Source organism: Arthrobacter alkaliphilus, from assembly GCF_021483235.1.
Classification (GTDB): Bacteria; Actinomycetota; Actinomycetes; order Actinomycetales; family Micrococcaceae; genus Arthrobacter; species Arthrobacter alkaliphilus.
In genome coordinates, this window is record NZ_JAKEEC010000009.1 from 31,944 (window position 1) to 55,079 (window position 23,136).

Annotated in this window: 25 protein-coding genes and 1 pseudogene; 14 read left to right on the forward strand and 12 right to left on the reverse strand. The window is 64.4% G+C overall.

Translation table 11 applies throughout. The features are described from left to right. Positions 1 to 2 precede the first annotated feature (2 nt). Genes L0B83_RS08490 through L0B83_RS08500 form a run of 3 tightly spaced genes read left to right on the forward strand, consistent with a single transcriptional unit; the run spans position 3 to position 4,120 of the window. Positions 3 to 2,060 carry a PTS fructose transporter subunit IIABC gene (locus L0B83_RS08490; protein ID WP_234757974.1) on the forward strand — a complete coding sequence of 686 codons (2,058 nt, stop codon included), beginning with the start codon at positions 3 to 5 and terminating at the stop codon, positions 2,058 to 2,060. A gap of 35 nt (positions 2,061 to 2,095) precedes the next feature. Beyond that, positions 2,096 to 3,808 carry a phosphoenolpyruvate--protein phosphotransferase gene (ptsP, locus tag L0B83_RS08495; RefSeq protein WP_234757975.1) on the forward strand — a complete coding sequence of 571 codons (1,713 nt, stop codon included), beginning with the start codon at positions 2,096 to 2,098 and terminating at the stop codon, positions 3,806 to 3,808. A gap of 33 nt (positions 3,809 to 3,841) precedes the next feature. After that, the gene (locus L0B83_RS08500) at positions 3,842 to 4,120 is read left to right on the forward strand and encodes an HPr family phosphocarrier protein (protein WP_234757976.1); all 279 of its coding nucleotides are present in this window, start codon (positions 3,842 to 3,844) and stop codon (positions 4,118 to 4,120) included. A 150-nt stretch (positions 4,121 to 4,270) separates the two neighbouring features. Here L0B83_RS08500 and L0B83_RS08505 read toward each other — a convergent pair whose 3' ends face one another. Beyond that, positions 4,271 to 5,224 (reverse strand): DNA topoisomerase IB, encoded by a 954-nt coding sequence (locus tag L0B83_RS08505; RefSeq protein ID WP_234757977.1) that lies wholly within the window; start codon positions 5,222 to 5,224, stop codon positions 4,271 to 4,273. Between the two features lie 24 nt (positions 5,225 to 5,248). Beyond that, positions 5,249 to 5,728 carry a Dps family protein gene (locus tag L0B83_RS08510; RefSeq protein WP_234757978.1) on the reverse strand — a complete coding sequence of 160 codons (480 nt, stop codon included), beginning with the start codon at positions 5,726 to 5,728 and terminating at the stop codon, positions 5,249 to 5,251. Between the two features lie 299 nt (positions 5,729 to 6,027). On the opposite strand from L0B83_RS08510, the gene L0B83_RS08515 reads away from it, so the two are divergent. The 4 genes from L0B83_RS08515 (at position 6,028) to L0B83_RS08530 (ending at position 7,259) form a co-directional block, all read left to right on the forward strand. After that, positions 6,028 to 6,198 (forward strand): DUF2207 domain-containing protein, encoded by a 171-nt coding sequence (locus L0B83_RS08515; protein WP_139359614.1) that lies wholly within the window; start codon positions 6,028 to 6,030, stop codon positions 6,196 to 6,198. Positions 6,199 to 6,293: 95 nt separating this feature from the next. Continuing rightward, positions 6,294 to 6,470, forward strand: a complete 177-nt coding sequence (locus tag L0B83_RS08520; RefSeq protein WP_234757979.1) for a CsbD family protein — start codon at positions 6,294 to 6,296, stop codon at positions 6,468 to 6,470. A gap of 66 nt (positions 6,471 to 6,536) precedes the next feature. Then, positions 6,537 to 6,965: a hypothetical protein gene (locus tag L0B83_RS08525; RefSeq protein ID WP_234757980.1), complete on the forward strand. Its 429-nt coding sequence runs from the start codon at positions 6,537 to 6,539 to the stop codon at positions 6,963 to 6,965. A 27-nt stretch (positions 6,966 to 6,992) separates the two neighbouring features. Next, a complete protein-coding gene (locus tag L0B83_RS08530) occupies positions 6,993 to 7,259 on the forward strand; it encodes a DUF7218 family protein (protein ID WP_234757981.1) in 267 nt (88 codons plus the stop codon). 753 nt (positions 7,260 to 8,012) lie between these two features. Here the strand turns inward: L0B83_RS08530 and ku are convergent. Beyond that, positions 8,013 to 8,888, reverse strand: a pseudogene (gene ku, locus L0B83_RS08535) (non-homologous end joining protein Ku); the annotation flags it as partial. 38 nt (positions 8,889 to 8,926) lie between these two features. On the opposite strand from ku, the gene L0B83_RS08540 reads away from it, so the two are divergent. Next, positions 8,927 to 11,446: an ATP-dependent DNA ligase gene (locus tag L0B83_RS08540; RefSeq protein ID WP_234757983.1), complete on the forward strand. Its 2,520-nt coding sequence runs from the start codon at positions 8,927 to 8,929 to the stop codon at positions 11,444 to 11,446. A 62-nt stretch (positions 11,447 to 11,508) separates the two neighbouring features. Here L0B83_RS08540 and L0B83_RS08545 read toward each other — a convergent pair whose 3' ends face one another. Beyond that, positions 11,509 to 11,769, reverse strand: a complete 261-nt coding sequence (locus tag L0B83_RS08545; protein ID WP_234757984.1) for a hypothetical protein — start codon at positions 11,767 to 11,769, stop codon at positions 11,509 to 11,511. 285 nt (positions 11,770 to 12,054) lie between these two features. Here L0B83_RS08545 and L0B83_RS08550 point away from each other — a divergent pair, with 285 nt between their 5' ends. Both L0B83_RS08550 and L0B83_RS08555 read left to right on the forward strand, forming a co-directional pair. Continuing rightward, the gene (locus L0B83_RS08550; protein WP_234757985.1) at positions 12,055 to 12,885 is read left to right on the forward strand and encodes a putative protein N(5)-glutamine methyltransferase; all 831 of its coding nucleotides are present in this window, start codon (positions 12,055 to 12,057) and stop codon (positions 12,883 to 12,885) included. 226 nt (positions 12,886 to 13,111) lie between these two features. After that, positions 13,112 to 14,698, forward strand: coding sequence for an MFS transporter (locus L0B83_RS08555; RefSeq protein ID WP_234757986.1), 1,587 nt, complete (start codon positions 13,112 to 13,114; stop codon positions 14,696 to 14,698). A gap of 89 nt (positions 14,699 to 14,787) precedes the next feature. Here L0B83_RS08555 and L0B83_RS08560 read toward each other — a convergent pair whose 3' ends face one another. Further along, positions 14,788 to 15,279 (reverse strand): hypothetical protein, encoded by a 492-nt coding sequence (locus tag L0B83_RS08560; protein WP_234757987.1) that lies wholly within the window; start codon positions 15,277 to 15,279, stop codon positions 14,788 to 14,790. A 167-nt stretch (positions 15,280 to 15,446) separates the two neighbouring features. Between L0B83_RS08560 and L0B83_RS08565 the strand changes: the two genes are divergently transcribed. The 3 genes from L0B83_RS08565 to L0B83_RS08575 are packed head-to-tail and all read left to right on the forward strand — an operon-like array spanning position 15,447 to position 17,929. Then, a complete protein-coding gene (locus L0B83_RS08565; RefSeq protein ID WP_234757988.1) occupies positions 15,447 to 16,154 on the forward strand; it encodes a response regulator transcription factor in 708 nt (235 codons plus the stop codon). After that, on the forward strand, positions 16,151 to 17,518 hold the full coding sequence (locus L0B83_RS08570) for a sensor histidine kinase (RefSeq protein WP_234757989.1): 1,368 nt from the start codon (positions 16,151 to 16,153) through the stop codon (positions 17,516 to 17,518). The genes L0B83_RS08565 and L0B83_RS08570 overlap by 4 nt, the downstream gene beginning before the upstream one ends. A 9-nt stretch (positions 17,519 to 17,527) precedes the next feature. Further along, on the forward strand, positions 17,528 to 17,929 hold the full coding sequence (locus L0B83_RS08575) for a VOC family protein (RefSeq protein ID WP_234757990.1): 402 nt from the start codon (positions 17,528 to 17,530) through the stop codon (positions 17,927 to 17,929). A gap of 37 nt (positions 17,930 to 17,966) precedes the next feature. On the opposite strand, the gene L0B83_RS08580 is transcribed toward L0B83_RS08575, so the two are convergent. From L0B83_RS08580 to L0B83_RS08595, 4 genes are read right to left on the reverse strand one after another with little or no spacing between them, the layout of a single operon-like run. After that, the gene (locus tag L0B83_RS08580) at positions 17,967 to 18,431 is read right to left on the reverse strand and encodes a Clp protease N-terminal domain-containing protein (protein WP_234757991.1); all 465 of its coding nucleotides are present in this window, start codon (positions 18,429 to 18,431) and stop codon (positions 17,967 to 17,969) included. A 7-nt stretch (positions 18,432 to 18,438) separates the two neighbouring features. Next, positions 18,439 to 18,642: a helix-turn-helix domain-containing protein gene (locus tag L0B83_RS08585; protein ID WP_234757992.1), complete on the reverse strand. Its 204-nt coding sequence runs from the start codon at positions 18,640 to 18,642 to the stop codon at positions 18,439 to 18,441. 55 nt (positions 18,643 to 18,697) lie between these two features. Continuing rightward, positions 18,698 to 19,216 carry a GNAT family N-acetyltransferase gene (locus L0B83_RS08590; protein WP_234757993.1) on the reverse strand — a complete coding sequence of 173 codons (519 nt, stop codon included), beginning with the start codon at positions 19,214 to 19,216 and terminating at the stop codon, positions 18,698 to 18,700. Continuing rightward, a complete protein-coding gene (locus tag L0B83_RS08595) occupies positions 19,213 to 19,668 on the reverse strand; it encodes an SRPBCC family protein (protein WP_234757994.1) in 456 nt (151 codons plus the stop codon). The genes L0B83_RS08590 and L0B83_RS08595 overlap by 4 nt, the downstream gene beginning before the upstream one ends. Before the next feature lie 128 nt (positions 19,669 to 19,796). On the opposite strand from L0B83_RS08595, the gene L0B83_RS08600 reads away from it, so the two are divergent. Next, positions 19,797 to 20,891: an FUSC family protein gene (locus L0B83_RS08600; RefSeq protein ID WP_234757995.1), complete on the forward strand. Its 1,095-nt coding sequence runs from the start codon at positions 19,797 to 19,799 to the stop codon at positions 20,889 to 20,891. Here the strand turns inward: L0B83_RS08600 and L0B83_RS08605 are convergent. From L0B83_RS08605 to L0B83_RS08615, 3 genes are all read right to left on the reverse strand, one after another. After that, entirely contained in the window at positions 20,839 to 21,633 is a 795-nt protein-coding gene (locus L0B83_RS08605) for an SDR family NAD(P)-dependent oxidoreductase (protein WP_234757996.1), read from the reverse strand. The genes L0B83_RS08600 and L0B83_RS08605 overlap by 53 nt on opposite strands. A 314-nt stretch (positions 21,634 to 21,947) precedes the next feature. After that, entirely contained in the window at positions 21,948 to 22,157 is a 210-nt protein-coding gene (locus L0B83_RS08610) for a YegP family protein (RefSeq protein ID WP_234757997.1), read from the reverse strand. A 31-nt stretch (positions 22,158 to 22,188) separates the two neighbouring features. Continuing rightward, positions 22,189 to 23,106, reverse strand: a complete 918-nt coding sequence (locus L0B83_RS08615) for a class C sortase (RefSeq protein ID WP_234757998.1) — start codon at positions 23,104 to 23,106, stop codon at positions 22,189 to 22,191. Positions 23,107 to 23,136: the final 30 nt, after the last annotated feature.

The window sequence follows — 23,136 nt, forward strand, 5'->3', positions numbered from 1 at the left end:
CAGTGACCCAGCTCATCACACCCCAACTGGTCACCCTCGACCAGAACCTCGGCGATACCCCCGCCGATGTCATCCGCTTCCTGGCAGGCAAAGTTGCCGCCGCCGGTCGCGCCTCCGAGGTTGAAGGGCTCTTCACGGACGCCTTCGCCCGCGAGCAAAAGACCGCCACGGGCGTTCCCGGAGGCATCGCCATCCCGCACTGCCGCTCCACAGCCGTAACGGAAGCCACCCTCGCGATGGCCCGCCTTTCGAACAAGGTGGACTTCGGCGCCAAGGACGGCCCGGCTGACATCATCTTCTTCATCGCCGCACCCGAAGGCGCGGACCAGGAGCACTTGAAGCTGCTCGCCAAGCTGGCCCGTTCCCTGATCAAGAAGGACTTCACCGCCGCACTGCGTGCGGCCACCACGCCTGAAGAGATCGTGGAACTCGTGGACGGCGCTTTGGCCGACAAGCCGGCCGCCGCGCCGGCAGCACCGGCCGCCGGCGCCACCCCGGCCGCCGCTCCTGCCGCTTCCGCTGCCGCTGCCCCTGCCGCTCCCAAACGGATCGTTGCCGTCACCGCCTGCCCCACCGGCATCGCCCACACCTACATGGCAGCCGATTCCCTCGTGGCGGCGGGCAAGGAAGCAGGCGTCGACCTGCAGGTGGAAACCCAGGGCTCCGGCGGATTCACCGCGCTGGACCCGGCCGTGATTGCCGCTGCCGACGCCGTGATCTTCGCGGTAGACGTCGACGTCCGGGGCAAGGAACGCTTTGCCGGCAAGCCCGTCATCAACGCTCCGGTCAAGCGCGGCATCGATGAACCGGCCAAGATGGTGCAAGAAGCCATCGCCGCCTCTACCGACCCGCACGCCCACCGCGTTCCGCACTTCGGCGCCGAAGAAAGCGCCGAACACGCCTCCGAAGCTGCCAGCGAGCACCTCGGCACCAAGGTCAAGAAGGTGCTCCTGACCGGCGTCAGCTACATGATTCCGTTCGTCGCCGGCGGTGGCCTGCTCATCGCCCTGGGCTTCCTGCTCGGCAGCTATGAAATCGCCGGTGTCGCGGACAAGATCCTTGGGGCAAACACCCTGTTCAACCTGCCCACCGATTACCCGGTCCATGCGTGGGGTCCGTTGGGCGCCTACCTCGGTGCCGTGCTGTTCAAAATCGGCGCACTTTCGCTTGGCTTCCTCGTGCCGGCCCTGGGCGGGTACATCGCCTACGGCATCGCGGACCGGCCCGGCATCGCCCCAGGTTTCGTGGCCGGAGCGGTTTCCGGCTACATGGGTGCCGGCTTCCTTGGCGGCCTGGTCGGTGGCCTGCTCGCAGGCGTCACGGCCCACTGGATCGGCAGCTTCAGTGTTCCCCGCTGGTTGCGTGGCCTGATGCCGGTGGTGATCATCCCCTTGCTTGCCTCGATCGTCGCCTCGGGCCTCATGTTCCTGGTCCTCGGTGGACCGATCGCGGCCGCCTCCAAGGGCCTCAGCGCCTGGCTGTCCGGAATGACCGGTGCGTCCGCAATCGTCCTCGGAATCATCCTCGGCCTCATGATGTGCTTCGACCTCGGTGGTCCGGTCAACAAGGTTGCCTACTCCTTCGCCGTGGCCGGCCTCGGCGCCGGAAGCCTCGCCAACCCGGCACCGCTGCAGATCATGGCCGCGGTGATGGCTGCGGGTATGGTTCCCCCGCTCGCCATGGCGCTTGCTTCGACCGTGCTGGACAAGAAGGGCTTCTCCCTCGCCGAGCGCGAGAACGGCAAGGCTGCCTGGCTCTTGGGCCTGTCCTTCATCTCCGAAGGCGCTATTCCGTTCGCGGCGGCCGACCCGCTGCGCGTTATTCCCTCCAGCATGGTGGGTGGCGCGGTGACCGGCGCCCTGTCCATGGCCTTCGGCGTCACGTCGCAGGCTCCGCACGGTGGAGCGTTCGTCTTCTTCGCAATCGGCAACGTCCTGATGTTCTTTGTGTCGATCGCCGTCGGCGCGGTCGTGACCGCGCTGATCCTCATCGCCCTCAAGCGCTGGGTCGCCAAGAAGCCGGTCGAGGCTGAGCAGGCTCCGGTTCCGGTCGCAGCCTGAACAACCCGCCACTAAGCAAGTAGAGAGACTATTCCATGCAGACCTTTTCAGGTGTTGGCGTTGCCCCCGGGCGTGTCTTGGGACCGGTTCGGCAGATGCCGAAGCCGGTGCAGGAACCGCGGGGGAACGTGAATATTCCTGCGGACGTCACCGTCGAATCGCAAGGCCAGCGCATCAAAGATGCCGCAAAGGCCGTGCAAGCGGAACTCCGTGCCCGAGCCGCCACCGCGTCCGGCGAAGGCAAAGAGGTCTTGGAAGCAACAGCCATGATGGCCGCCGATCCCATGCTGGTGAAATCGGCCATCAGGCTCCTCTCCCCCGCAGCGCCGGGCGGCGCACGCACCGCCGAAAGGGCCGTGTGGGAGGCTGCCGCTACGGTGGCGGAATCGCTGAAGGCGCTCGGCGGCTACATGGCGGAGCGCGTGGCTGACGTCCTGGACGTCCGTGCCCGTATCGTCTCCGAGCTGCGCGGTCTGCCCGCGCCGGGCATTCCGGCGTCGGACGTTCCGTTCATCCTGGCCGCCGAGGACCTCGCCCCGGCAGACACCGCCACTTTGGACCCTGCCAAGGTCATCGCACTGATCACCTCAAGCGGCGGCCCGCAGTCCCACACCGCCATCCTTGCCCGCGCACTCGGCCTGCCCGCGATCGTCGCCGCTCCCGGCGTCGACGGGATTGCCGACGGCATGGAGGTCTACCTCGACGGCGCGGCCGGCACCGTGACAGTGGACCCGGGTGAAGACCTCCGCCTTGCGGCGAAGGCCTGGGCGAACCAAGCCTCCACGCTGGCGGCATTCAGTGGCAGCAACGTCATGGCCGACGGCTTCCGGGTTCCCTTGCTCGCCAACGTCGGTACCGGTGCTGACGCGGTCAAAGCCGCCGAGGCCGGTGCCGAAGGCGTCGGTCTGCTGCGCACCGAATTCTGCTTCCTGGATCGCGACGACGAGCCGACGGTCGAGGAGCAAATCGCCGCCTACGGTGCTGTCTTCGCTGCGTTCCCGGGGAAGAAGGTGGTGGTCCGAACGCTCGACGCCGGCGCGGACAAGCCCCTTCCATTCCTCACCAACGCGGACGAACCGAACCCTGCCCTCGGCGTCCGCGGGTATCGCACCGACCTCACCTCCCCTGGCGTCCTCGAACGCCAGTTGGAAGCAATCGCCGCTGCCGAAGCAGTCAACCAGGCCGAAGTCTGGGTCATGGCCCCCATGATCTCTACGGCTGATGAGGCAGCGCACTTCGCGTCCCTCTGCGCCGCTGCCGGACTGCGGACACCCGGAGTGATGGTGGAAGTCCCGTCGGCAGCCCTCACTGCCGCGACCGTGCTGCGCGAAGTCAGCTTCGCGTCGCTCGGCACCAACGACCTCACCCAGTACGCCATGGCCGCGGACCGCCAGCTCGGCCCGCTCGCCACACTCAACGACCCATGGCAGCCCGCTGTGCTGCAGCTCGTAAAACTGACGGCCGACGGCGCCGCGGCCGCCAGCGCCGCGAGCGGCACCGCGAAGCCCGTGGGAGTCTGCGGCGAGGCAGCCGCCGACCCCGCCCTCGCCGTCGTACTCGTTGGACTCGGTGTTGCCACGCTCTCGATGAGCGCCCGGGCGCTGGCCGCCGTTTCCACCGTTCTGGCAACCGTGACCATGGCGCAGGCCCAACAGCTTGCGGCAGTGGCGCTGGCTGCGTCGAGTGCTTCGGCCGCACGACAAGCTGTTCGCGCCCAACTGCCTATCCTGGATGAGTTGGGTCTCTAGACTTTCCCCAAGCCCACAAACGAAGGAGCAACAATGTCCGAACGTACCGCCACCATCGCCAGCCGCGTCGGCCTGCACGCCCGCCCGGCAGCCATCTTCGCCGAAGCCGCAGGCGAACTGGACCTTGAGGTCACGATCGCCCGCGAAGGCGAGCCCGCCGACGACGCCATGGACGCCGCCAGCATCCTCTCCCTCATGAGCCTGGGCGCCGAGCACGGCGATGTCGTGGTGCTCCGGGCCGAAGGTGCCGGGGCCGACGAAGCGCTGGACAAGCTCGTGAAGATCCTCGAAACGGACCACGACGCCGAGTAACCCACCGAGCATGCCCCCTCCTGGCCGTGGGGAGTGGACATAGTCCTGCTATGTCCACTCTTCGTAGCCAATAGGGGGCATGCTCTTTGCTTGTCCGGGCAAATTACGGTCTGGCAGGTCAAATGATCGTCTGGCAGGGCAAGTTATGGCTCAGGGCAGGTTGTTCAGATAGGCCGCGATCGCCGACTCGGTGGCCTTGAGCTGTTCCAGGTCACCCGCCAGGAACCCCTCCAGGATGCGCGGATCGACGTAAGCCGCTCTCGCGACTGTTGGCGTGTTGCCGAGCAGTTCGGAAGTTTGCTTGATGGCCTCAAGGACGCGCTTGCGGGGCGGCAGTGCCGAACCGGGGCCGGCGAGTGCCATTCCGGCCGTGGCGGTGCCTTTCCAGGTGCGGAAGTCCTTGGCCGTGTAGTCGCCGCCGGTGATGTAGCGAAGGTACTCATTGACCATTGCTGCGTTCAGGGAGACGTTGCTCCCACCGTTCGGGTAGAGCAGCAAGGACTCCGTGCCCCGCCTGCCTGCCAAGGGTTCGAGGAATCTGGCCAGCACAGGGTCCTTGATGGTGGAATCCCAGGTTTGGCCGCTTTTCCCAGGGAAATGCAGGAAAACCGTATCCCCGTCGACCTTCACGTGCTTGCACCTCAGGGTGGTAAGCCCGTACGAGCCGTTGCGGCGCGTATAGCCATCGGAACCAACGCGCAACGCTCCAAGATCCATGAGCCGCACGGCCGCGGCCAAGGTTTTGGTCTTCTCCGAGGGAGACTCCCGCAAATGGCGGGAGACCCGACGGCGTGCCTCTGGCAGGACGATTCCGAGGCGCGCAGCCCTGATGAACTTTTCAGTATCCTGGCGGGCACGCCATTCCGGGTGGTAGATGTATTGGCTCCGCCCGGCGTCGTCCACTCCCATTGCCTGGATATGCCCGTTCTCGAACGGGCATATCCAGACGTCGGACCACGCAGGCGGTATTGCCAGCGCATCAAGGCGCTTGCGCTCTCCACGTTCCACAAGCGAACCGTCCGGAAGGTAGTAGCTGAACCCGCGGCCGGACTTTCGCCGGGAAATGCCCGGAGTGCCTGGTTTGCTGCGGCGGAGTCGTGGCATGCTGGCGCCGTTTGCGTCGTTTTTCTAGGCTTCCTGCGGGTCGGCCACAGCCGCGTTCGCAGTCATGGTCTCCGCGTTGATCATCCAGGCGAGCTGCTCCAGACGGGCGATGAACGCGTGGAGCAGATCCGCCGACGTGGGGTCCTCTTCGTCCACTTCGTCATGGACATCACGCATGGTCTGAACCGTGCGCTCCACGCGGTCGGTGATCAGCTTCACGGCATCCTTCGTAACGGTCAATCCCGCGGGGAATTCCTCCAGCCTGGTTGAGGCGGCGATGGTGCCGCTCCGGCCGTCGGGAAGGGCATGGAGGGCCCGCATCCTTTCGGCGGTTTCGTCGGCGAACTCGCGGGTAGCCAGGACGAGCTCATCAAGCTGCAGATGCAGATCCCGGAAATTGGGGCCAACGATGTTCCAGTGGGCCTGTTTCCCCTGGAGTTGCAGTTCGATCAGGTCCGTCAGGACCAACTGAAGATCATCTGCCAAGGTTTGCGATGCTTTCACGTTTTTCTCCTCCTAAGGACCATCCGATGTTTACCCTACGACGATATCCAAAAATCATTGTAAGTGTACTTACTACTTGATTTGATAAGGGTGCTTAGTAGTACGATGGAGGCAGCAGGTACCGGTTCACACCGGACAAAAACCCCGAAAATCCGGGGCGGTATCGCTACTGAAAGACCTTGCACTGGGCTTGGGGACCTGGCGGGGAACAACGGTTCGCAAGCGAACCGATAACCGAATACACCGCAAGGGGCCCAGGCGCTTGCCGCGGTCCCGCTGAAGTAAAGGAATGTGTCATTGTGAACACTCTTTTGATCATTGCAGGCGTTGTGGCAATCGTTCTTCTGCTCGTCGGCGGCTTCTCGCAGGCCGTGAGCTGGCTCCTGTGGGTCGGCGTGGTCCTGCTGATCGTCGCAGCCATCGGTTGGCTCCTCAGCTTCATGTCCGGCCGCCGGTCACACGGCGTCTAGCGGGCAAGGGCAAAGACGACGCCTAGCCCTGGCGGCAAGGCGCCACACCGTTCAGCGAATGAAGAAGATCCCTTTACCAGCAAAGGAGCACGTCCATGGGTGCAGATGACAAGATAAAGGCCGCCGGAGAAAAGCTCTCGGGCAAGTCCAAGGAAGCGGCTGGAAAGCTCACCGGGGACGAGAGGCTCGAGGCCGAAGGCAAGATGGAACAGGCCAAGAGCGAGCTCAGAACGGCCGGCGAAAAGGTCAAGGACGCTTTCAAGAAGGACTAAATCCGTCCTAAGTGCGGCTCCCGCCTCGTGCGGGAGCCGCACTTCCCGGTTCAAGGAGTTAAGTCGATGCCGACTATCTCGGATCCGATTGTTCCCAACGGCGCACCCCTCCCCAAAGGGGAACGCATCAGGTGCGGCCAGTGCGGCACCGCCGAGTATGTAATCCTCGATTCCATCGAAGCCCTGACGCCACCGGCGGCAGAGTTCGTGGACGTCGGTTACTCGTGCCTGGAATGCGGTAACAGCTATGCCCATGCGGCGACGTTCCAGGATGTCGCGGCCATCCTCAACCAGCGCGGCACGGTGTCGGGCGTGCTCCAATTCGGCGGAGAATACGTCCATTGCGGCGAACCCATGAAGATTTCAGGGACCGGATTCCACAGCCTGTATGCGCCGATGTCCACCGAGGACCCCACCGTCGATCTTCTCGATGTGTACCTGGCAACGAAGGTGTTGCGGTGCCGGTGCGGGTTCCAGATGGAGCTTCCGTCATAGCCGGCGTCTTGACCGAAGGAGGAACCCATGCCAAACAAGAAGAATCCAAGCCTCAAGGATCCGGAACTCTACGAAACCCTCCGGGAGGATGGCGCCTCCAAGGAGAAGGCCGCCCGTATCTCGAATGCTGCTGCTAAACAGGGCCGGAAGGAAATCGGCCGACGCGGCGGCAGCTCGGGCGACTATGAAGACTGGACCGTGCCGCGATTGAAGTCGAGGGCGAAGGAACTGGGGCTCACAGGGTACTCACGCAAGAAGAAATCCGAACTGATCTCGGCCTTGCGAAACCACTAAGCCATCCAAGGGACATGTCCGCTGCTCACACCCGGGCGGCCACAGACGTGCCCCCGGGACATGCCCAACGTCTGGGCCCAGCAATGGACATATCCGCATTATGTCCACTCCACGCTTCCAACAAGGGACATGTCCGCAGCTCACACCTGGGCGGCCCCAGACGTGCCCCCAGGGACATGCCCAGTGCACCGGAACAGGAGTGGACATACCCGCATTATGTCCACTCCATGCTTCCAACAAGGGACATGTCCGCAGCTCACACCTGGGCGGCCACAGACGTGCCCCCAGGGACATGCCCAGTGCACCGGTACAGGAGTGGACATACCCGCATTATGTCCACTCCACGGTTCCCACGAGGGCCATGTCCACTGCTCACACACGGGTCGCCGCCGCCGTCCCCCGGGACATGCCCAGCGCCCGGGCCCGGCAATGGACATATCCGCATTATGTCCACTCCACGCGTCCAACAAGGGACATGTCCGCAGCTCACCCCTGGGCGGCCACAGACGTGCCCCCAGGGACATGCCCAGTGCACCGGTACAGGAGTGGACATACCCGCATTATGTCCACTCCACGGTTCCCACGAGGGACATGTCCACTGCTCACACACGGGTCGCCGCCGCCGTCCCCCGGGACATGCCCAGCGCCCGGGCCCGGCAATGGACATATCCGCATTATGTCCACTCCATGCTTCCAACGAGGGACATGTCCACTCCCTGTCCGGACCACCAACAGCACGACGGCGGGACGTCAGGCTTTCTTGGCCCTGGCCCTCGGCTTGCTCGCCGCCTTGGCGGTGGCGCCGTCGTCAGACTCTTCTGCGGAGGAGTCAGCGGAGCCCTTGCCGCGCTTCTTGTCGAGACTCCGTTTGAGGGCTTCCATGAGGTCGATGACTTCGCCGCCTTCGCCTTCGCTTGCCGTGACGCCGAAGGTCGCCTCGGTGTCGATGGAATCACCCTGTTCCAGTTTGGCCTCGATGAGCTGGCGCAATTGGACTTGGTAGTTGTCGGTGTACTCCTCGGGCTCGAAGTCGCGGGCCATGGAGTCCACCAAAGCCGAGGACATCTCCAGCTCCTTGTCCGAGATCTTGACCTCGGTTTCCAGCGAGGGGAAGTTGGCCTCACGGACCTCGTCGTCCCACAGCAGGGATTGAAGCATCAGGACATCGCCCCGTACCCGCAACGCGCCCAATCTGGTCTTCTGCCTGAGGGCATACTGCACGATCGCCACGCGCTCGGTGTCCTGCAACGTGCGCAGAAGCAGCATGTAGGCCTTGGGCGACTTCGAATCGGGCTCCAAGTAATACGGACGCTCGTACATGATGGGGTCAAGCTGCTCGGCAGGAACAAACTCCACTACTTCGATTTCACGGCTGGCCTCGGCGGGAAGGGACTTCAAATCCGCGGCCGTGAGCACCACAGTGCGGCCTTCCTCTTCGTAGGCCTTGTCGATATCCTCATAATCCACAACAGAACCGCAGACCTCGCACTTCCGTTGGTAACGGATACGGCCTCCGTCCTTGTTGTGGACCTGGTGGAGACTGACATCGTGGTCCTCGGTGGCGCTGTAGAGCTTGACCGGCACGTTGACCAGCCCGAACGCGATAGAACCCTTCCATATGGCCCTCATGCACTAAGTGAACATCACATCAAGGCGGAGGTGAAGAGGTGGCAACCAGCCAAAGGGAACGCGTCAACGTTGAAGGCCATGAACTGACGCTCACCAACCTGGGCAAGATCCTGTACCCGGAGACCGGCACCACCAAGGCCGAAGTGCTCGAATACTACGCCGCCGTCGCCCCGTTCCTGATCCCAGCCGCAGCCAACCGGCCGGCCACCCGCAAGCGTTGGGTAAATGGGGTGGGAACCGCAACCCACCCAGGGCAAATGTTCTTCCAGAAGAACCTGGACCAGTCCACGCCGTCCTGGGTTCCGCGCGTCACCATCCAGCACAGCGACCACAGCAACGACTACCCTCTCGTCAACAACCTTGCCACTCTGACGTGGCTGGCCCAGATCGCATCCCTGGAAATCCACGTCCCGCAGTGGCAGGTGGACGCCGATGGAACCATGCTGCCCCCTGACCGCCTGGTCCTGGACCTTGACCCGGGCCCCGGCACCGGCCTTCCCGAGTGCGTCGAAGTGGCCAAACTGGCGCGCAGCATCCTGCAGGACATGGGCCTGGATCCGGTTCCGGTGACCAGTGGCAGCAAGGGGATCCACCTGTACGCCGGACTGGACGGAACCCAAAAATGGGAGCAGGTATCCGCGTTCGCCCATGAATTGGCGCGCTCCCTCGAGGCCGACCACCGGGATCTCGTGGTCAGCGACATGAAAAAGACCCTCCGCAAGGGCAAGGTCCTGGTGGACTGGAGCCAGAACAGCGGGAACAAGACGACCATCGTCCCGTACTCCCTCCGCGGCCGGGCCCACCCCATGGTCGCCGCCCCGAGGACGTGGCGTGAACTCGCCTCCCCCAAGCTCGAGCACTTGGACTTCACGGCCGTCATGAAGCGCGTCAAGGAAGGAAAGGACCCTTTCGCCACCGTGGAGGCGGGCGGCCGGTCCGCGCATCCGCCGGCGCCCGGGGACAAAGCCACGGGCAAGACGGTGAACCCCCGGCTGGCCACGTACCTGGACAAGCGCGATCCGCGGCGGACGCCCGAACCGTTTCCCGCACCCGCACGTCAGCCCGGTTCACGCCCGCCCCAGGACGACGCGGAGCCAAACCCGCCAGGCGGGATCTTCGTCATCCAGGAGCACCATGCCCGTCGCTTCCACCTGGACTTCCGGCTGGAGCACGACGGCGTCCTGGCGTCCTGGGCGTTGCCCCGTGGCGTCCCGGAAACTCCGGACAAGAACCACCTGGCCGTGCAGACCGAAGACCACCCCATGGAGTATGCGGAGTTCGCGGGCGTCATTCCGAAGGGAGAGTACGGTGCCGGGACCGTCAGCATTTGGGACAGCGGCGAGTTCGAATGCGAAAAATGGCGCGACGGCAAGGAAGTCATCGCCACCCTCACCGGCAAGCCCGGCGGCGGATTGCACGGCACGCGGCGTTTCGCCCTCATCCACACCGGGGAGTCGCCGTCGCAGTGGCTGATTCACCTCATGAAGGACAAACCGGGCCTGACGGTCCTGAAGTCCCCGACCGCAGAGTCGAACGGGACGCCAAGCCGCGAGTCGAACGGGACCCCCAGCTACGCGGCCATGCTCGCGACCTCCGGAACCACCGCCGATGTCTCCTCCGGCGATTGGCTGTTTGAGCTCAAGTGGGACGGCTTTCGGGCGATCGTTTCAGGTTCCGGCGGCAAGATCAGGCTGACCAGCCGCTCCGGGATCGACATGACACCCACCTATCCCGAGCTGGCGGATCCGCGTTACTGGCCTGCCCACGATTTTGTGGCAGACGGCGAAATCGTCGCGCTCAGCAAGAACGGCCACCCCAGTTTCGAGCTGCTCCAGAAGCGGATGAACCTCTTCAAACCCGGCGACGTCGAACGCGCCCGGGCGGCGGTCCCCGTGCAACTCATGGTGTTCGATCTCCTGTACGACGCCGGAGCCCAAGGCGGTGCCGACCTGACCTCCCTTCCGCTCAGCGAGCGCCGGAAGCGGCTCACCGATTTCCGGGCCGGACTGCCCTCTAAGGGCTCTCCCATCCACATCTCGGAAATTCTGGAACATGACCTCGACGACATCCTGGCCAGCGCCAGCGAGCTTGGCCTGGAGGGCGTCATGGCCAAGCGCGCGGACAGCAAGTACCAAGCGGGCCGCCGCAGCAGGTCCTGGATCAAGCTCAAGCTGGAACGCATGCAAGAGGTAGTGGTTGGCGGGTGGCGGCCCGGTTCGGGGGCGAGGCTGGGAACCGTCGGGGCACTGCTTGTCGGGATTCCCGACGGCGACAAGCTGCGGTATGCGGGCCGCGTGGGCTCGGGATTCAAGGACTGGCAGCTCCGAGACATCCTGAAGCGCCTGCAGGGGATCGATCGCACGGATTCCCCGTTCCTCGACATACCCGCCGAAGACGCACGCGGCGCGCAGTGGGTTTCTCCCGAGCTCGTGGGAGAAGTGACCTTCGGCGAGTGGACCAGCGGCGGGAGGATGCGCCACCCGGTATGGCGCGGGTGGCGCCCCGACAAGTCCCCCGAGGACATCGACGCACTAACAGACGGACGACACGCAAAATAACCTACGACACCGGAATTCCAGTGTCGCAGGGAATTTTGCGTGTCGCTCGTGAAATATAGGCCCTAAGAGGAGTGCGGCATCTGGGGCCGGCTGGTGCGGTGGACCGCGGTAACCGCCGCTTGCTGGCCCACTCGGCCGTGGCTGGCGCCGCGGTCCTTGGGGTTATTGATCTTGCCGCTGACGTCCGGCCAAGCCGGTCCTTTGGCCGGTCCGAGGGCCATCGCCACGGTTGCGGGGGCCGGCATGGGCGCCTTATCCATGGACTCGATCAAGTGGCTGGCTAGCTCGGAGTCGATTTGTTGCTCATCGCGCTTTGCAAGCATCGTTCTTCCTTTCTGCATTGAAACGAAGGGATTTTTCATCCTAGGTGTGAGCGATCCGCTTGTCTGCAGGATCCGCCAGAGGAGGAAGCGACGTCCGCTGCGGGACCCTGGGTCTGTTGGAAGAGACAGGAACGGCGCGGAGGCGAGGCCTCAACAGGCGTGGATTTTTTGTCGTTTCAAACTCAGCGGCGGCCCGCTAGTCTATTCAAAAATCAGTGTTCCCATGTACCCACACTAGGCACCCAGCGCCGTTTTTGCACCCCTCGGCGTCCCGAAAGGCCTCCCATGTCAGCACCCTCGCTCCAGCCGTCGCATTCCGCCATCACGTCACGGCTCCGTGCTGCCGGCTGCGTCTTCGCCGAGGACGAGGCCGGCCTCCTGATAGCAGCGGCCGACACTCCAGAGGGGCTCGAGCGTTTGGTCGAACGACGGGTCTCGGGGCAGCCCCTTGAATATCTCCTGGGCTGGGCTGAGTTCCACGGCCAGCACATCGCGGTGGACCCGGGCGTCTTCGTCCCCCGGCGCCGCACTGAGTACCTTGTCGAGGAGGCGGCCCGCCTCGCCCGGCCGGGCGCCGTCGTCGTCGATCTTTGCTGTGGTTCCGGCGCTGTCGGTGCCGCTTTGGCGGCCGCGGTGGGAGGCATCGAACTTCACGCGGCCGACGTCGACCCCGCGGCGGTCCGCTGCGCCCGCCGGAACCTCGGCCCGGTTGGCGGCCAGGTCCATGAAGGCGATCTGTACTCGGCGCTGCCGGACTCTCTTCGCGGCCGGGTTGACCTCTTGGTGGCGAACGCTCCGTACGTGCCCACGCACTCGATCGGGATGATGCCGCCGGAGGCCCGGCTCCATGAACCGCGGGTGGCGCTCGACGGCGGCGCGGACGGTTTGGACGTGCAGCGCAAGATCGCCGGGGAGGCTTCGTTGTGGCTGGCTCCCGGGGGCCGGCTCCTGATCGAAACGAGCGTCCGGCAGGCCCCGACGACGGCGGCCCTGCTCGAGGACGCCGGGCTGACCGCCCGGATATGTCAGTCCGAGGAATTCGATGCCACCGTGGTGCTGGGAAGTCGCGAAAAGACCGCCGAAAATGATCAGCCAACTGACTTTTCCGGCCACTAAATAAGACAACTTGGTCACACACCCTCGAGGCGCCCAAAAATCCGCGTGATTCCGGGGCTGAACTGGGCAAATAGATGTCAGGCATTTGGGCCCAAAAGCGCCCGGAACGGCCCCGGACCCCGGGAGCCAACTCAAAGATTCGGCGAATCTCGCGTAAAATCTAAACCCTGTCCGGAGCGGAGCAGCTCTATGTCCCAAGCAAATGATCTCCCTAGGAGAAACACAAATGCCCACAGACCGAAGCATCACCGACTCTTCAGCAGGCGCTAGGAACGCCGCTGCAAGCAGCAAGACCGCACCTCGCGGTGCCTCAAAATTGAAACTTCCAACACGCCGTCGACTCAAGGTATCCGACGTCAACGTGGTGGACCAGCCAACGCTGAAAAAAGCACTCGGCGGCACGATCGTCGGCAACACCATGGAATGGTACGACGTTGGAGTGTTCGGCTACCTCATCACCACCATGGGGCCCGTCTTCCTGCCCGAGGCCGACAAGTCCGTGCAGACACTCTTCCTGCTGGGAACGTTCGCCGCAACGTTCGTGGCACGCCCCCTCGGAGGCATAGTCTTCGGATGGTTGGGCGATAAGGTGGGCCGCCAAAAAGTGCTCGCCACAACGCTCTTGCTGATGGCGGCAAGCACCTTCGCCGTCGGACTCCTGCCTGGTTATGCGCAGATCGGCATCATGGCCGCCGCGCTGCTTGTCATCCTCAAACTCATCCAGGGTTTCTCGACCGGCGGCGAGTATGCCGGCGCCACGACGTTCGTGAGCGAATACGCTCCGGACAAGCGCCGCGGGTTCTTCGCGAGCTTCCTGGACATGGGCTCCTACATCGGCTTCGCCTTGGGCGCGGCCCTCGTGTCCGTCCTGCAGCTCACCATCGGCCAATCGGCCATGGAGGACTGGGGCTGGCGACTGCCGTTCCTCATCGCGGGTCCGCTCGGGGTCATCGCCGTATACTTCCGTAGCAAGATCGAGGAATCGCCGCAGTTCCAAGCCACTTTGGATGCCCAGGAGGCCCTCGTCGCCGACGCCGAAGCGGGCGACGCCGCAGTGGCCAAGGGCCCGATCGGGATCGTCAAGGCATACTGGCGCCAGATCATCCTCGCCATGATCCTTGCCGCAGCCGCCAACACGGTTGGCTACATGCTGACATCCTACATGCCCACCTACCTGACCGAGTCCAAGGGCTACGACCCCGTTCACGGCACCCTGCTGACCATCCCCGTGTTGGTCGTCATGGCAGTCTGCATCCCGCTGACGGGCAAGCTCTCGGACCGGATCGGCCGCCGCCCCGTATTGTGGATCGGCGCCATCAGCACCGTCCTGTTCGCCGTTCCGGCCTTCCTCCTGATGGGCATCGGCGAAGTCTGGTCCACTCTTGCCGGCCTCGCCCTGATCGCCTTCCCCGTCACGTTCTACGTGGCAAACCTCGCCTCCGCGCTCCCGGCGCTGTTCCCGACGTCGAGCCGATACGGGGGAATGGGCATCGCCTACAACTTCTCCGTCGCGATCTTCGGCGGCACCACGCCGTTCATTGTCGCTGCTTTGATCCAGGGAACCGGCAACGACATGATGCCCGCGTATTACCTCATGGGCACGTCCGTCGTAGGTGCGATCGCCATCTACTTCCTGCGCGAATCCGCACAGCGCCCGCTTCCGGGCTCCATGCCGAGCGTGGACACCCCGGCCGAGGCCCGTGAGCTCGTGGCAACCCAGGACACCAACCCGTTGATCGACCTGGACGAAATGCCGTTCGACGACGGCACCCTCGCAGGGGCCGGCCCGGACCGGGATCCCGTTCCCGCCTAGGCCGTCACCAAGCAAGGCTGGTTGTTTGTAGCGATCTTGCTACGAACAACCAGCCTTGCTGCCGTTTAAGCCCTTGCTGGCGTTAAGCGTTAGGCCTTGCGGTCGGCTTTCTGGTCCTGCATCCGCTTTGCCTGCGCCTGGATCCTCGGACCATATCCGCCGTCCAGCGCGGTGTCCCTGATGTGGAGTGCCTTCGCCACCCGGTCCCCTTCCGGTGCATCTTTCAACGCTTTCAGGTCCGCCTGGAGCGCGGCTGGGAGCTTTTCGGCCAGTTCCGGATGCTTGTCCAGGATGATCGTTGCGATTTTGGCGGCGTGTTCGCCGTAGTTCGGCTTGCTGCTGTCACCGTTCACGAAGAAGCGCATGGCCGCCGCCAGCGGATGCCGCGCGCGGGCCGTCGCGTCGGGCTGGGAGGTGGCGGCCGCCGTCGCGCTCGTGCTGCTTGAGGTAGCCGCGTTGGCGGCGATCGCGCCGCCGCCCAAGAGGAGGCCGGCTGCCAAGAAGCCGACGACGACGGTGCGGGCCTTGGTGCGCTTGCGGCCTTCAGCGGGGGTAGTGGAGTTCGGGGTGCTGTTGTTCACGTCCGTGTCCTTCGTTCCGGCCGGGGGTCGGTCCTCCGGCTCTCTTCACCACACTCTGGTCCGGCCGCATGAACTGACTGTTCGGCCAATGTTCGAGGAATGTAAGACTGTCCGCCGGGGCCTGTGCGGGCGCTCCAAGGGCTCGATGCATGCTGTTGAATGGACGCATGGAAGACAGCCGCGGATTGGTGCTTATTGCCGAGGATGAACGGGCAATTGCCGATATCCAGCGCCTCTACCTGGCCCGCGCAGGGTTCGGTGTACACGTGGAGCGGGACGGTGTATCCGCGCTGGCGCAGATCAGGCGGCTCAAACCGGTCGCAGTAGTCCTGGACGTCGGGCTACCCGGATTGGACGGGATCGAGCTGTGCCGGCAACTGCGGCAGGCAGAGGACTGGACACCGGTCCTGTTCGTCACTGCTCGCGACGAGGAAGTGGACCGCGTCCTTGGACTGGAATTGGGCGCGGACGACTACCTCACCAAGCCGTTTTCGCCCTCCGAACTGGTGGCCCGGGTCAAGGCCGTCCTGCGCCGGACGGATGGGACCCCACGTTCCAAACCGCTCGTGCTCGGCAGCGTGGAACTGGATCCGCTGAACCGAACCGCTCGCGCGGGCGCCGAAGAAATTACCCTGACAGCCACCGAATTCGATCTCCTCGCCTATCTCATGGCCCAGCCCGGCCGCGTCTTTTCCCGGGAACAACTCCTTTCCGCCGTGTGGGGGCAGGCCAGCTATGCTGCCGGACGGACAGTGGATGTGCACATCGCGCAGCTCCGTGCAAAGCTCGGCGAGCACTCCCCCATCGTCACGAGCCGCGGCGTCGGCTACTCGGCCGTCGCCGGGAACCGCTCCAGAGCCCGGGACGCCACGTGAGGCGCTGGTTCGGCACACTGGCTGGCCGCACGACGGCGGTGATCGCCGCCGTCGCGACCGTCGCCGTCGTGCTTGCCGGCCTTCTGGCGGCGCAATTGGTCAACGCCACAGCGGTGGACGAAGCCAAGAAGTACCTTGCTGTCGAAGCCGATTCCTTGGTCAAGCAGTCGAGCCTGGGGAACCTGCAGGACCTGCGCGCGGACCTGCTCACGCACGGTGCGAGGCTCGCGCAGATCAGCGCCGATGGCCGCGTGATAGGCGGCGGGGCAAGGCTTGTGGATGCGAAGACCGTCTCGGAGGTATTGGCGGGACGGTCTGTATCGACGTCGGTGAACGGTCCGCAGAACACCGTTGTCCTCGAGGGCCGGCCCTTGGCGTCCGGCGGTGGAGTGGTCCTGGCACAGCCCGTGTCGGAAATCCGCGCGGCCGCCGCTCCGCTGCTGAGCCGCATGCTGATTGCCCTCGCGGTGTGCCTCGTGTTCGCCATCGTGGCGGGCGGCCTGTTGGCGCAGTGGTTGAGCCGGCCCTTGGTGCGCACGGCACTTTCGGCCCATCGGCTCGCGGCCGGGGAGCGGTCCGTTGCTGTGGAGCCGGGCGGTCCGGCCGAAGTGGTCGCGGTTTCGGAGGCGCTGGCGGCGCTCGACGCGGCGCTCCGGACCAGTGAGGGCCGCCAACGCGAGTTCCTTCTCTCCATTTCGCACGAAATCCGGACGCCCCTGACGGCGCTGCGCGGCTACGCCGAAGCGCTTGCCGACGGCGTGGTGAGCGGCGACGACGTCAGCGGAGTCGGGCGGACGCTCGTTGCTGAAACCAACCGCTTGGACCGTTTTGTCCGCGATCTCCTGGAATTGGCGCGGCTGGAGTCCGACGATTTCCGCCTGGAAGTGCAGTCCGTGGACGCGTCATTGATCCTGCGCGAGAGTTGGCAGGCCTGGCAGGCAGTCTGCGTCCAGAACGGGATTGCGGGCCGGCTCGAACTTCCTTCCGGGCCGTTGCCGGTCAGCTGCGACGGCCAGCGGCTTCGCCAAGTGGTGGACGGACTGCTGGAAAACGCGCTGCGCGTGACACCTGAATACGCTCCCGTTGTGCTCGCTGCCGACCGTTCCGGCAACGTACTCACCGTTGAAGTGCGCGACGGCGGCCCTGGCCTCACGGAGGCGGACGCCGCCGTCGCTTTTGAACGCGGTGCGCTCTTTGCCAGATACAGCGGGGAACGGCCAGTGGGAAGCGGACTGGGTTTGTCCATTGCGGCAAGGATCGTGGAGCGGATGGGTGGCCGCATCAGCGTGCGCGCGGCGCCGGAGGGTGGCGCGGCATTTGTCGTGGAGTTGCCCGGCATTCCCGCGGGCGCCCCGCAAACGTAGACTCTGCGCATGGCTGATGTTCCGGTGGGCTCGCTGCACCACGTAGAAATTTGGGTGCCCCACATCAGCCGCGCGAAGGAAGAGTGGGGCTGGTTGCTGGCCCAACTGGGCTACGAACCATTCCAGGAGTGGGCCGAGGGCTGCAGCTGGAAACTCGGAGGGACGTACATCGTGGTCGAACAGTCCACGGCCCTCACGGGAAGCACGCACCGCAGGACCGAACCCGGCCTCAACCACCTTGCCTTCCATGCCGGCACGAGCGAGAACGTGGACCGGCTCCGCGAACTCGGCGCCGACTCAGGCTGGTATGAGATGTTCGAAAGCAAATATCCCCACGCCGGCAGCCCCGACCACTACGCGGCCTATCTGGTGAATACGGACGGCTACGAGGTGGAGCTGGTGGCGGGCTAGGCGAGCGAACCGTAGGGGCGCGGAAGCAGGCTGCTGCCTAGGACCCCGGATTTTGGAGCCGCGCCTTGAGCGCCGCCGCATCCACGCCCAACTTCTTGAGCAAATCGGCGGCCGGATCCGGTTGCCGCCGCTCGAGCAGGGCGAGCAAGAGGTGCCGGGTGGTGATCCTTCGTGCCTTCTCCCGGGTGGTTTGCATGAGGGAGTCCTGGATGACCGAACGGGCGGCCGAGGTGAAGGTGGTCCGGCTGCTTCCCTTCGGCGCATTCAGCGGGCCGAAGTCCTCCAACGTGACCCCAACGGCTTCCAGCGCCTTTCGATCGAGGGCATCGAGCTCGGCCCGGGCGGATTCGAGGTCGGTCGCCAAAGTCCGGCAGCTCTCCGGGTCGTGGAGTAGTCCCAGCAGCAAATGGTCCGTGCCGATCCTCCGGTCTCCACGGCGTCTGGCTTCTTCGGCGCCGGCGTGGACAGCGGTCCTTGCTTCGCCGGCAAATCGTTCAAACATGGCAGGCTCACTTTCCGTGCTTGGCGTGGACCGACTGCTTGGAGACGCCCAAGGCATCACCGATTTGCTCCCATGACCAACCCTGCTCCCGCGCGAGGGCGACATTGGTGGCCTCCACCTTTTCAGCCAAGCGGTGCAGGGCGCCGACAGCACGGAGGCCGATTGCCGGGTCCCCCGGCGGGATGTGGGCAGTCAGTTCATCACCATTCATGCTGTCAGTTTGGACTGACAGTCGATGCATGTCAATACAGACTGACAGAATGGTCCTAGCCGGGAATTGACCTCACGCGCCGCCGCATGGCGATCCTTGGCCAACGGCTTAGGCCCGCCAAACCCTCGCAGTCCAGGATGCCGCGGAGTCCGTCGTCCAACATCTCCGGGTCCAGTTCCTCGAATCCCAGCCTCCGATAGTAGGGACCATTCCACGGAACATCCCGGAACGTGGTCAGGGTCAGCCACTCAAATCCCTCGGCCTGCGCCCGCTTTTCGGCAACGTCGAGCAACTCGCTCCCGAGACCCCGCCGCGCATGCGACGGGTGGACGCTCAACTGTTCAACATGCGCGCTGCCGTCAAGGTATTCAATGAGGAGATACGCCACGGGAATGTCTGACGCGTCGGCAAAGACCAGGGCACCACCGCGCGCCTGATAGAGAGCGAGCTCCGTGACGGTCAACGGCTCGTCGTCTGCGATGGCATCCATTCCACAGGAGCGGAAGATCTCGCCTGCGGCGAGCTCGATCCCGCGAAGCCGTTCCATTTCGTCCCGGCGGGCTGCCCTGATCATGCGGCAGCACCGATGCGGGCCAGGTATTTGTTGCGCTGTTCGATGAGGTTCTGCAGGTATTGCCCCAGGAAAGCTTTCTCCGCAAGCCGGCCCACGACGCCGAAGGGCGCCGCGAACTCGACGTGATCGATCATGAGCGTGCCGCCGTCGTCGGGCAGGAACTCGTGCAGGTGCCGGAAGAATCGGAAGGGACCGCGCACCTGCTCGTCCGTGAACGAATCAGGGAATCGAAACCGGGTTATGCGGCTAGTCATCCGCAGGGGGACGGCGAAGTGCCAAGCCCGCCACGTGACTTCGTCGCCTTCCGAGAGCAGTCCGGACACGACGCCGGCAACCGCACGTTCGCGCGACTTGGCCATGGAGCCGACGTGCGCCTCGACAGTGCGAGCGAGGTCGAAGAGCTTCCCGGGTTCCATTCCGATATGCGTACGGCATGTGAACGACACAGTCATGCTTCGATCCTCCCACCGTTCCGGAACAGCGGTCGACACAAAGGAAGCGTTGTGACTCAACTAATGGCGCGGATCTGGGACTGCTGATACCTTCCGAATGATCGGCTGAATTGATTGGTGGTGTCCCGTTGCGATCAATTGTGGCCCTTGCCCGCGCGCTTCATACCGTGCCGCCGGCAAGCAACGATCACCTTGCTGCCGTCCGCGTCGCACTGAGCGTCGCCGTGCCGGCGCTTGTTCTCCTCGCGGTTGGCCGGCCGGACCTCATCATCTATGCCGTCTTTGGCGCCCTGACCGGGATGTACGGTCGTGCCGAATCGCACCAACTGCGGCTCAAGCACCAGGCCCAGGCCGCAGCGGTACTCGTGACCGGCGTCTCCGTGGGCACCTTCTTGTCCGTCGCCCAAATCCACTCCTGGGGCTTGGTTGCGATCGAGGCGCTCCTTGCGGGGGTGGGTTCACTGTTCGCGGACAAGGTCCGGCTCAAGCCCAATGGCCCGTTCTTCGGAATTTTTGCCTTGGGAGCCTGCGCTTCCGTTCCAGCTCAGATCCCCTTGCTTGCCGCGGTTCTGATCTGTGCAGCGTCAGCAGCGTTTTCCATGGTGGTGGGTTTCGCCGGGTGGCTCCGGTACCGCGTGTGGGAGCGCGGCGCTGTCCGGGACATTCCTGCATCCTCGGCGGAGCTGCGTCGAGGAGCCGTGCTCCACGCGGTCCGGTATGTGCTCGCCGTTGGCGCGGGGGGTGCTTGCGGAGTGCTCACCGGCAGCGGGCATCCGCATTGGGCCATGGCAGCGGCCGCCGTTCCACTGGCCGGAGCTGATATGCCGAGCCGGCTACTCCGTGGAATCCACCGCATTGCGGGAACGTTCCTCGGATTGGTGATTGTCGCCGTCGTACTCTATCCGGGGCCATTGTCTCCCCTGCAGTATTTCCCGGGACAAACCGACCTGATCCTCGTCCTGCTGGTCATAGGGTTCCAGTTCCCCACCGAGTTGTTCATGGCCCGGCATTACGGCTGGGCGATGGTGTTCTTTACTCCGGTCATCTTGCTGATGACCCAGCTGGCTGCGCCCGCCGATCCCGGCGTGCTGGTCGTGGAACGCGGTGTGGAGACGTTCGTGGGAGCCGTGGTCGGGATTGCGGTGGCGGTGCTGGTCCAGAAGCGCCCGCCTACTTTGCGGGCCCGGATTGCTTCGCCGCGACGCGGGGCGGACCAGACGTAAGCTTCGCCGGGAGGAAGCGCATGACGGCGGTGATCGCTTTGTAACGCTTCGACGGTATGGAAACCCCTTTGCCCTTCGCGTTGTCCTCCAGTCCTTCCCGGACGACGCGCTCGGCCTTGAGCCACAAGAAGCCCGGAGCCACCGACTTGTCCATTCCCATGCGATCGTGGAACTCGGTGTGGGTGAAGCCCGGGCACAACGCGGTGACTTTCACTCCCCTGCCGGCGTATGCGGTATTCGCCCAGCGGCTGAAGCTGACCTGCCAGGCCTTGGCCGCCGAGTAACTGCCCCGGTTCGCGAACGCCGCAACGCTCGCAACGTTGATGATCCGGCCCGACTTGCGTGCCAACATGACCTCCAGAGCCGCGTGGCACAGCTCCATGGGCGTCTGGACATGCAGCCGCAAATGCCGCTTTTCGTCCTCCAGATCGTTCTTCTCGAAAGAGTTAAGCAATCCGATTCCGGCATTGTTGACCAGCACGTCCACTGGCCGCGACGCGTCCCGCAGCCTGGCAGCGACAGCCGCCACCCCGACGTCGGAGGTCAAGTCTGCGGGCAGGACCTCCGCCGAGATGCTGAAGTCCCGCTCAAGCACCTCAGCACTTGCTCTCAGCCGGCTTTCGTCGCGGGCCACGAGGACGAGGTGGTGCCCGGATTCGGCCAGCTGGCGGGCGAATTGCGCACCGAGCCCGGCGGTAGCACCGGTGACCAAGGCTGTGAGTTCGTTGGCACGAGTTGTCATGCGCCCAGACTAACCGACTGAAGTGGCGTGCGGCTGGGGGTCTCAGATCCAGCCGCACGCCGTGCCGGGATCCGTTGACCCCGGCGCGTGCCCCGGACCGTGGTTCGCATGGGGGCTCGCAGCCCGGGGCACTGCCCGGCATGCGGCCCATCGAGAACCGAAGACTCGTTCGCGGCCCCCAACAGGTCCGCCGGGAGTCTGATTCCCTCGCATGCCCGGCAATAACTATGTGGCGCTTGGCAGGCAATCGTGTCGCGAACTTCGCAAGATGTTTGGGAATCAGGGATCGACGGGCTCAGTACCGACGCCAGGACTTAGTCGGCCGGGTCGTTTTCCGGCGCCGCACCGGTGAGATCGACGATGCGCCCGCTTACCGCCGCTTCGCGCACCGACCAGATCCCCGCGATTGCCGCATCTTCGTCCTCAAAAGCATTCGAGGTGAGCAGTACGTCGCCATTTCCGGTAACGAGTTGGAACCGCAACAAGGCGTCCGCGTCAACGTAGAGATTGAAATGTGAGGCCATTTTGGTCTTCCTTGTCTGGAGTAAAGGTTCCTCAGGCCCTTGGCCGCCCGAGGCGTTTAGTTTGTCGGCTGGGTCGGCCGTTCCATCGGCGGAATGCCAGATAGAACGCCAAAAGTCCGCCAATGAAGTACACGGCCCAGAACGGGAATTCAACGACGGTTTGTCGTCCTGCGAGCGTTTTCTGTTCCGGTGCGTCTTTCGGGATGTCTGCGATCCGTGAAGCGTGGACCAGGAGCCTGTGCGAATTGACTCCGATAGGGGTACATGTCACCAGAGTGATGGAATCCTCGCCCGCGATGATTTTCAGCGAGGAAATGTCGTCCGGTTGCACGACCTCGATCCGATTCACCCGGTACAGGAAAGTGTGGTCCATCACCTCAGTTGAGAAGATATCGCCCGTTTTGGCGCTGTGAAGGGGATTGAAGAGCTCGGCGTTCGGGATCCCTGAATGCGAAGTCAGGACACTGTGTGTTCCAGGTCCACCGACGGGAAGGGAGGAGCCGTAAAGGTGGCCGACTCCCTTGGCCAGGACGTCATCGCTGGTCCCGTGAAAGATTGGCAGGTCAATTTTCACGGCGGGGTAGCGGAGTCTGCCGATCACCTCGTCATTGGCTACGTTCAACTGGCGCTGGTAGTCCGACAATTGACCACCCAACGACGCGGGGCCCTGCGGGGAATAAGGGTCCCGAAGCTGTCCCTGGGGGATGCGGAAGTTGTATTCGCGCGCCCGGTCCAACACCTTCGTCCGGGCCGATGGTTCGAGTTGTTCGACTTCCTGGGCATAGCCGGAAAGCTTGCTGTTGTGCGATATCGAGCTAAACCAGTCTGCTGCCTGTGGGTAGAGGACCAAGCCAAGACCAATGGCTGCGATGACCATCATGGCGATAAATCTCCGGTCAGCTCGACGGCCCGCTCCACCGGAGCGGACGTCTTCCAGGGTTTGGGTCATTGGCGCCTCTTGGTCTGATGGGCGGGAGCC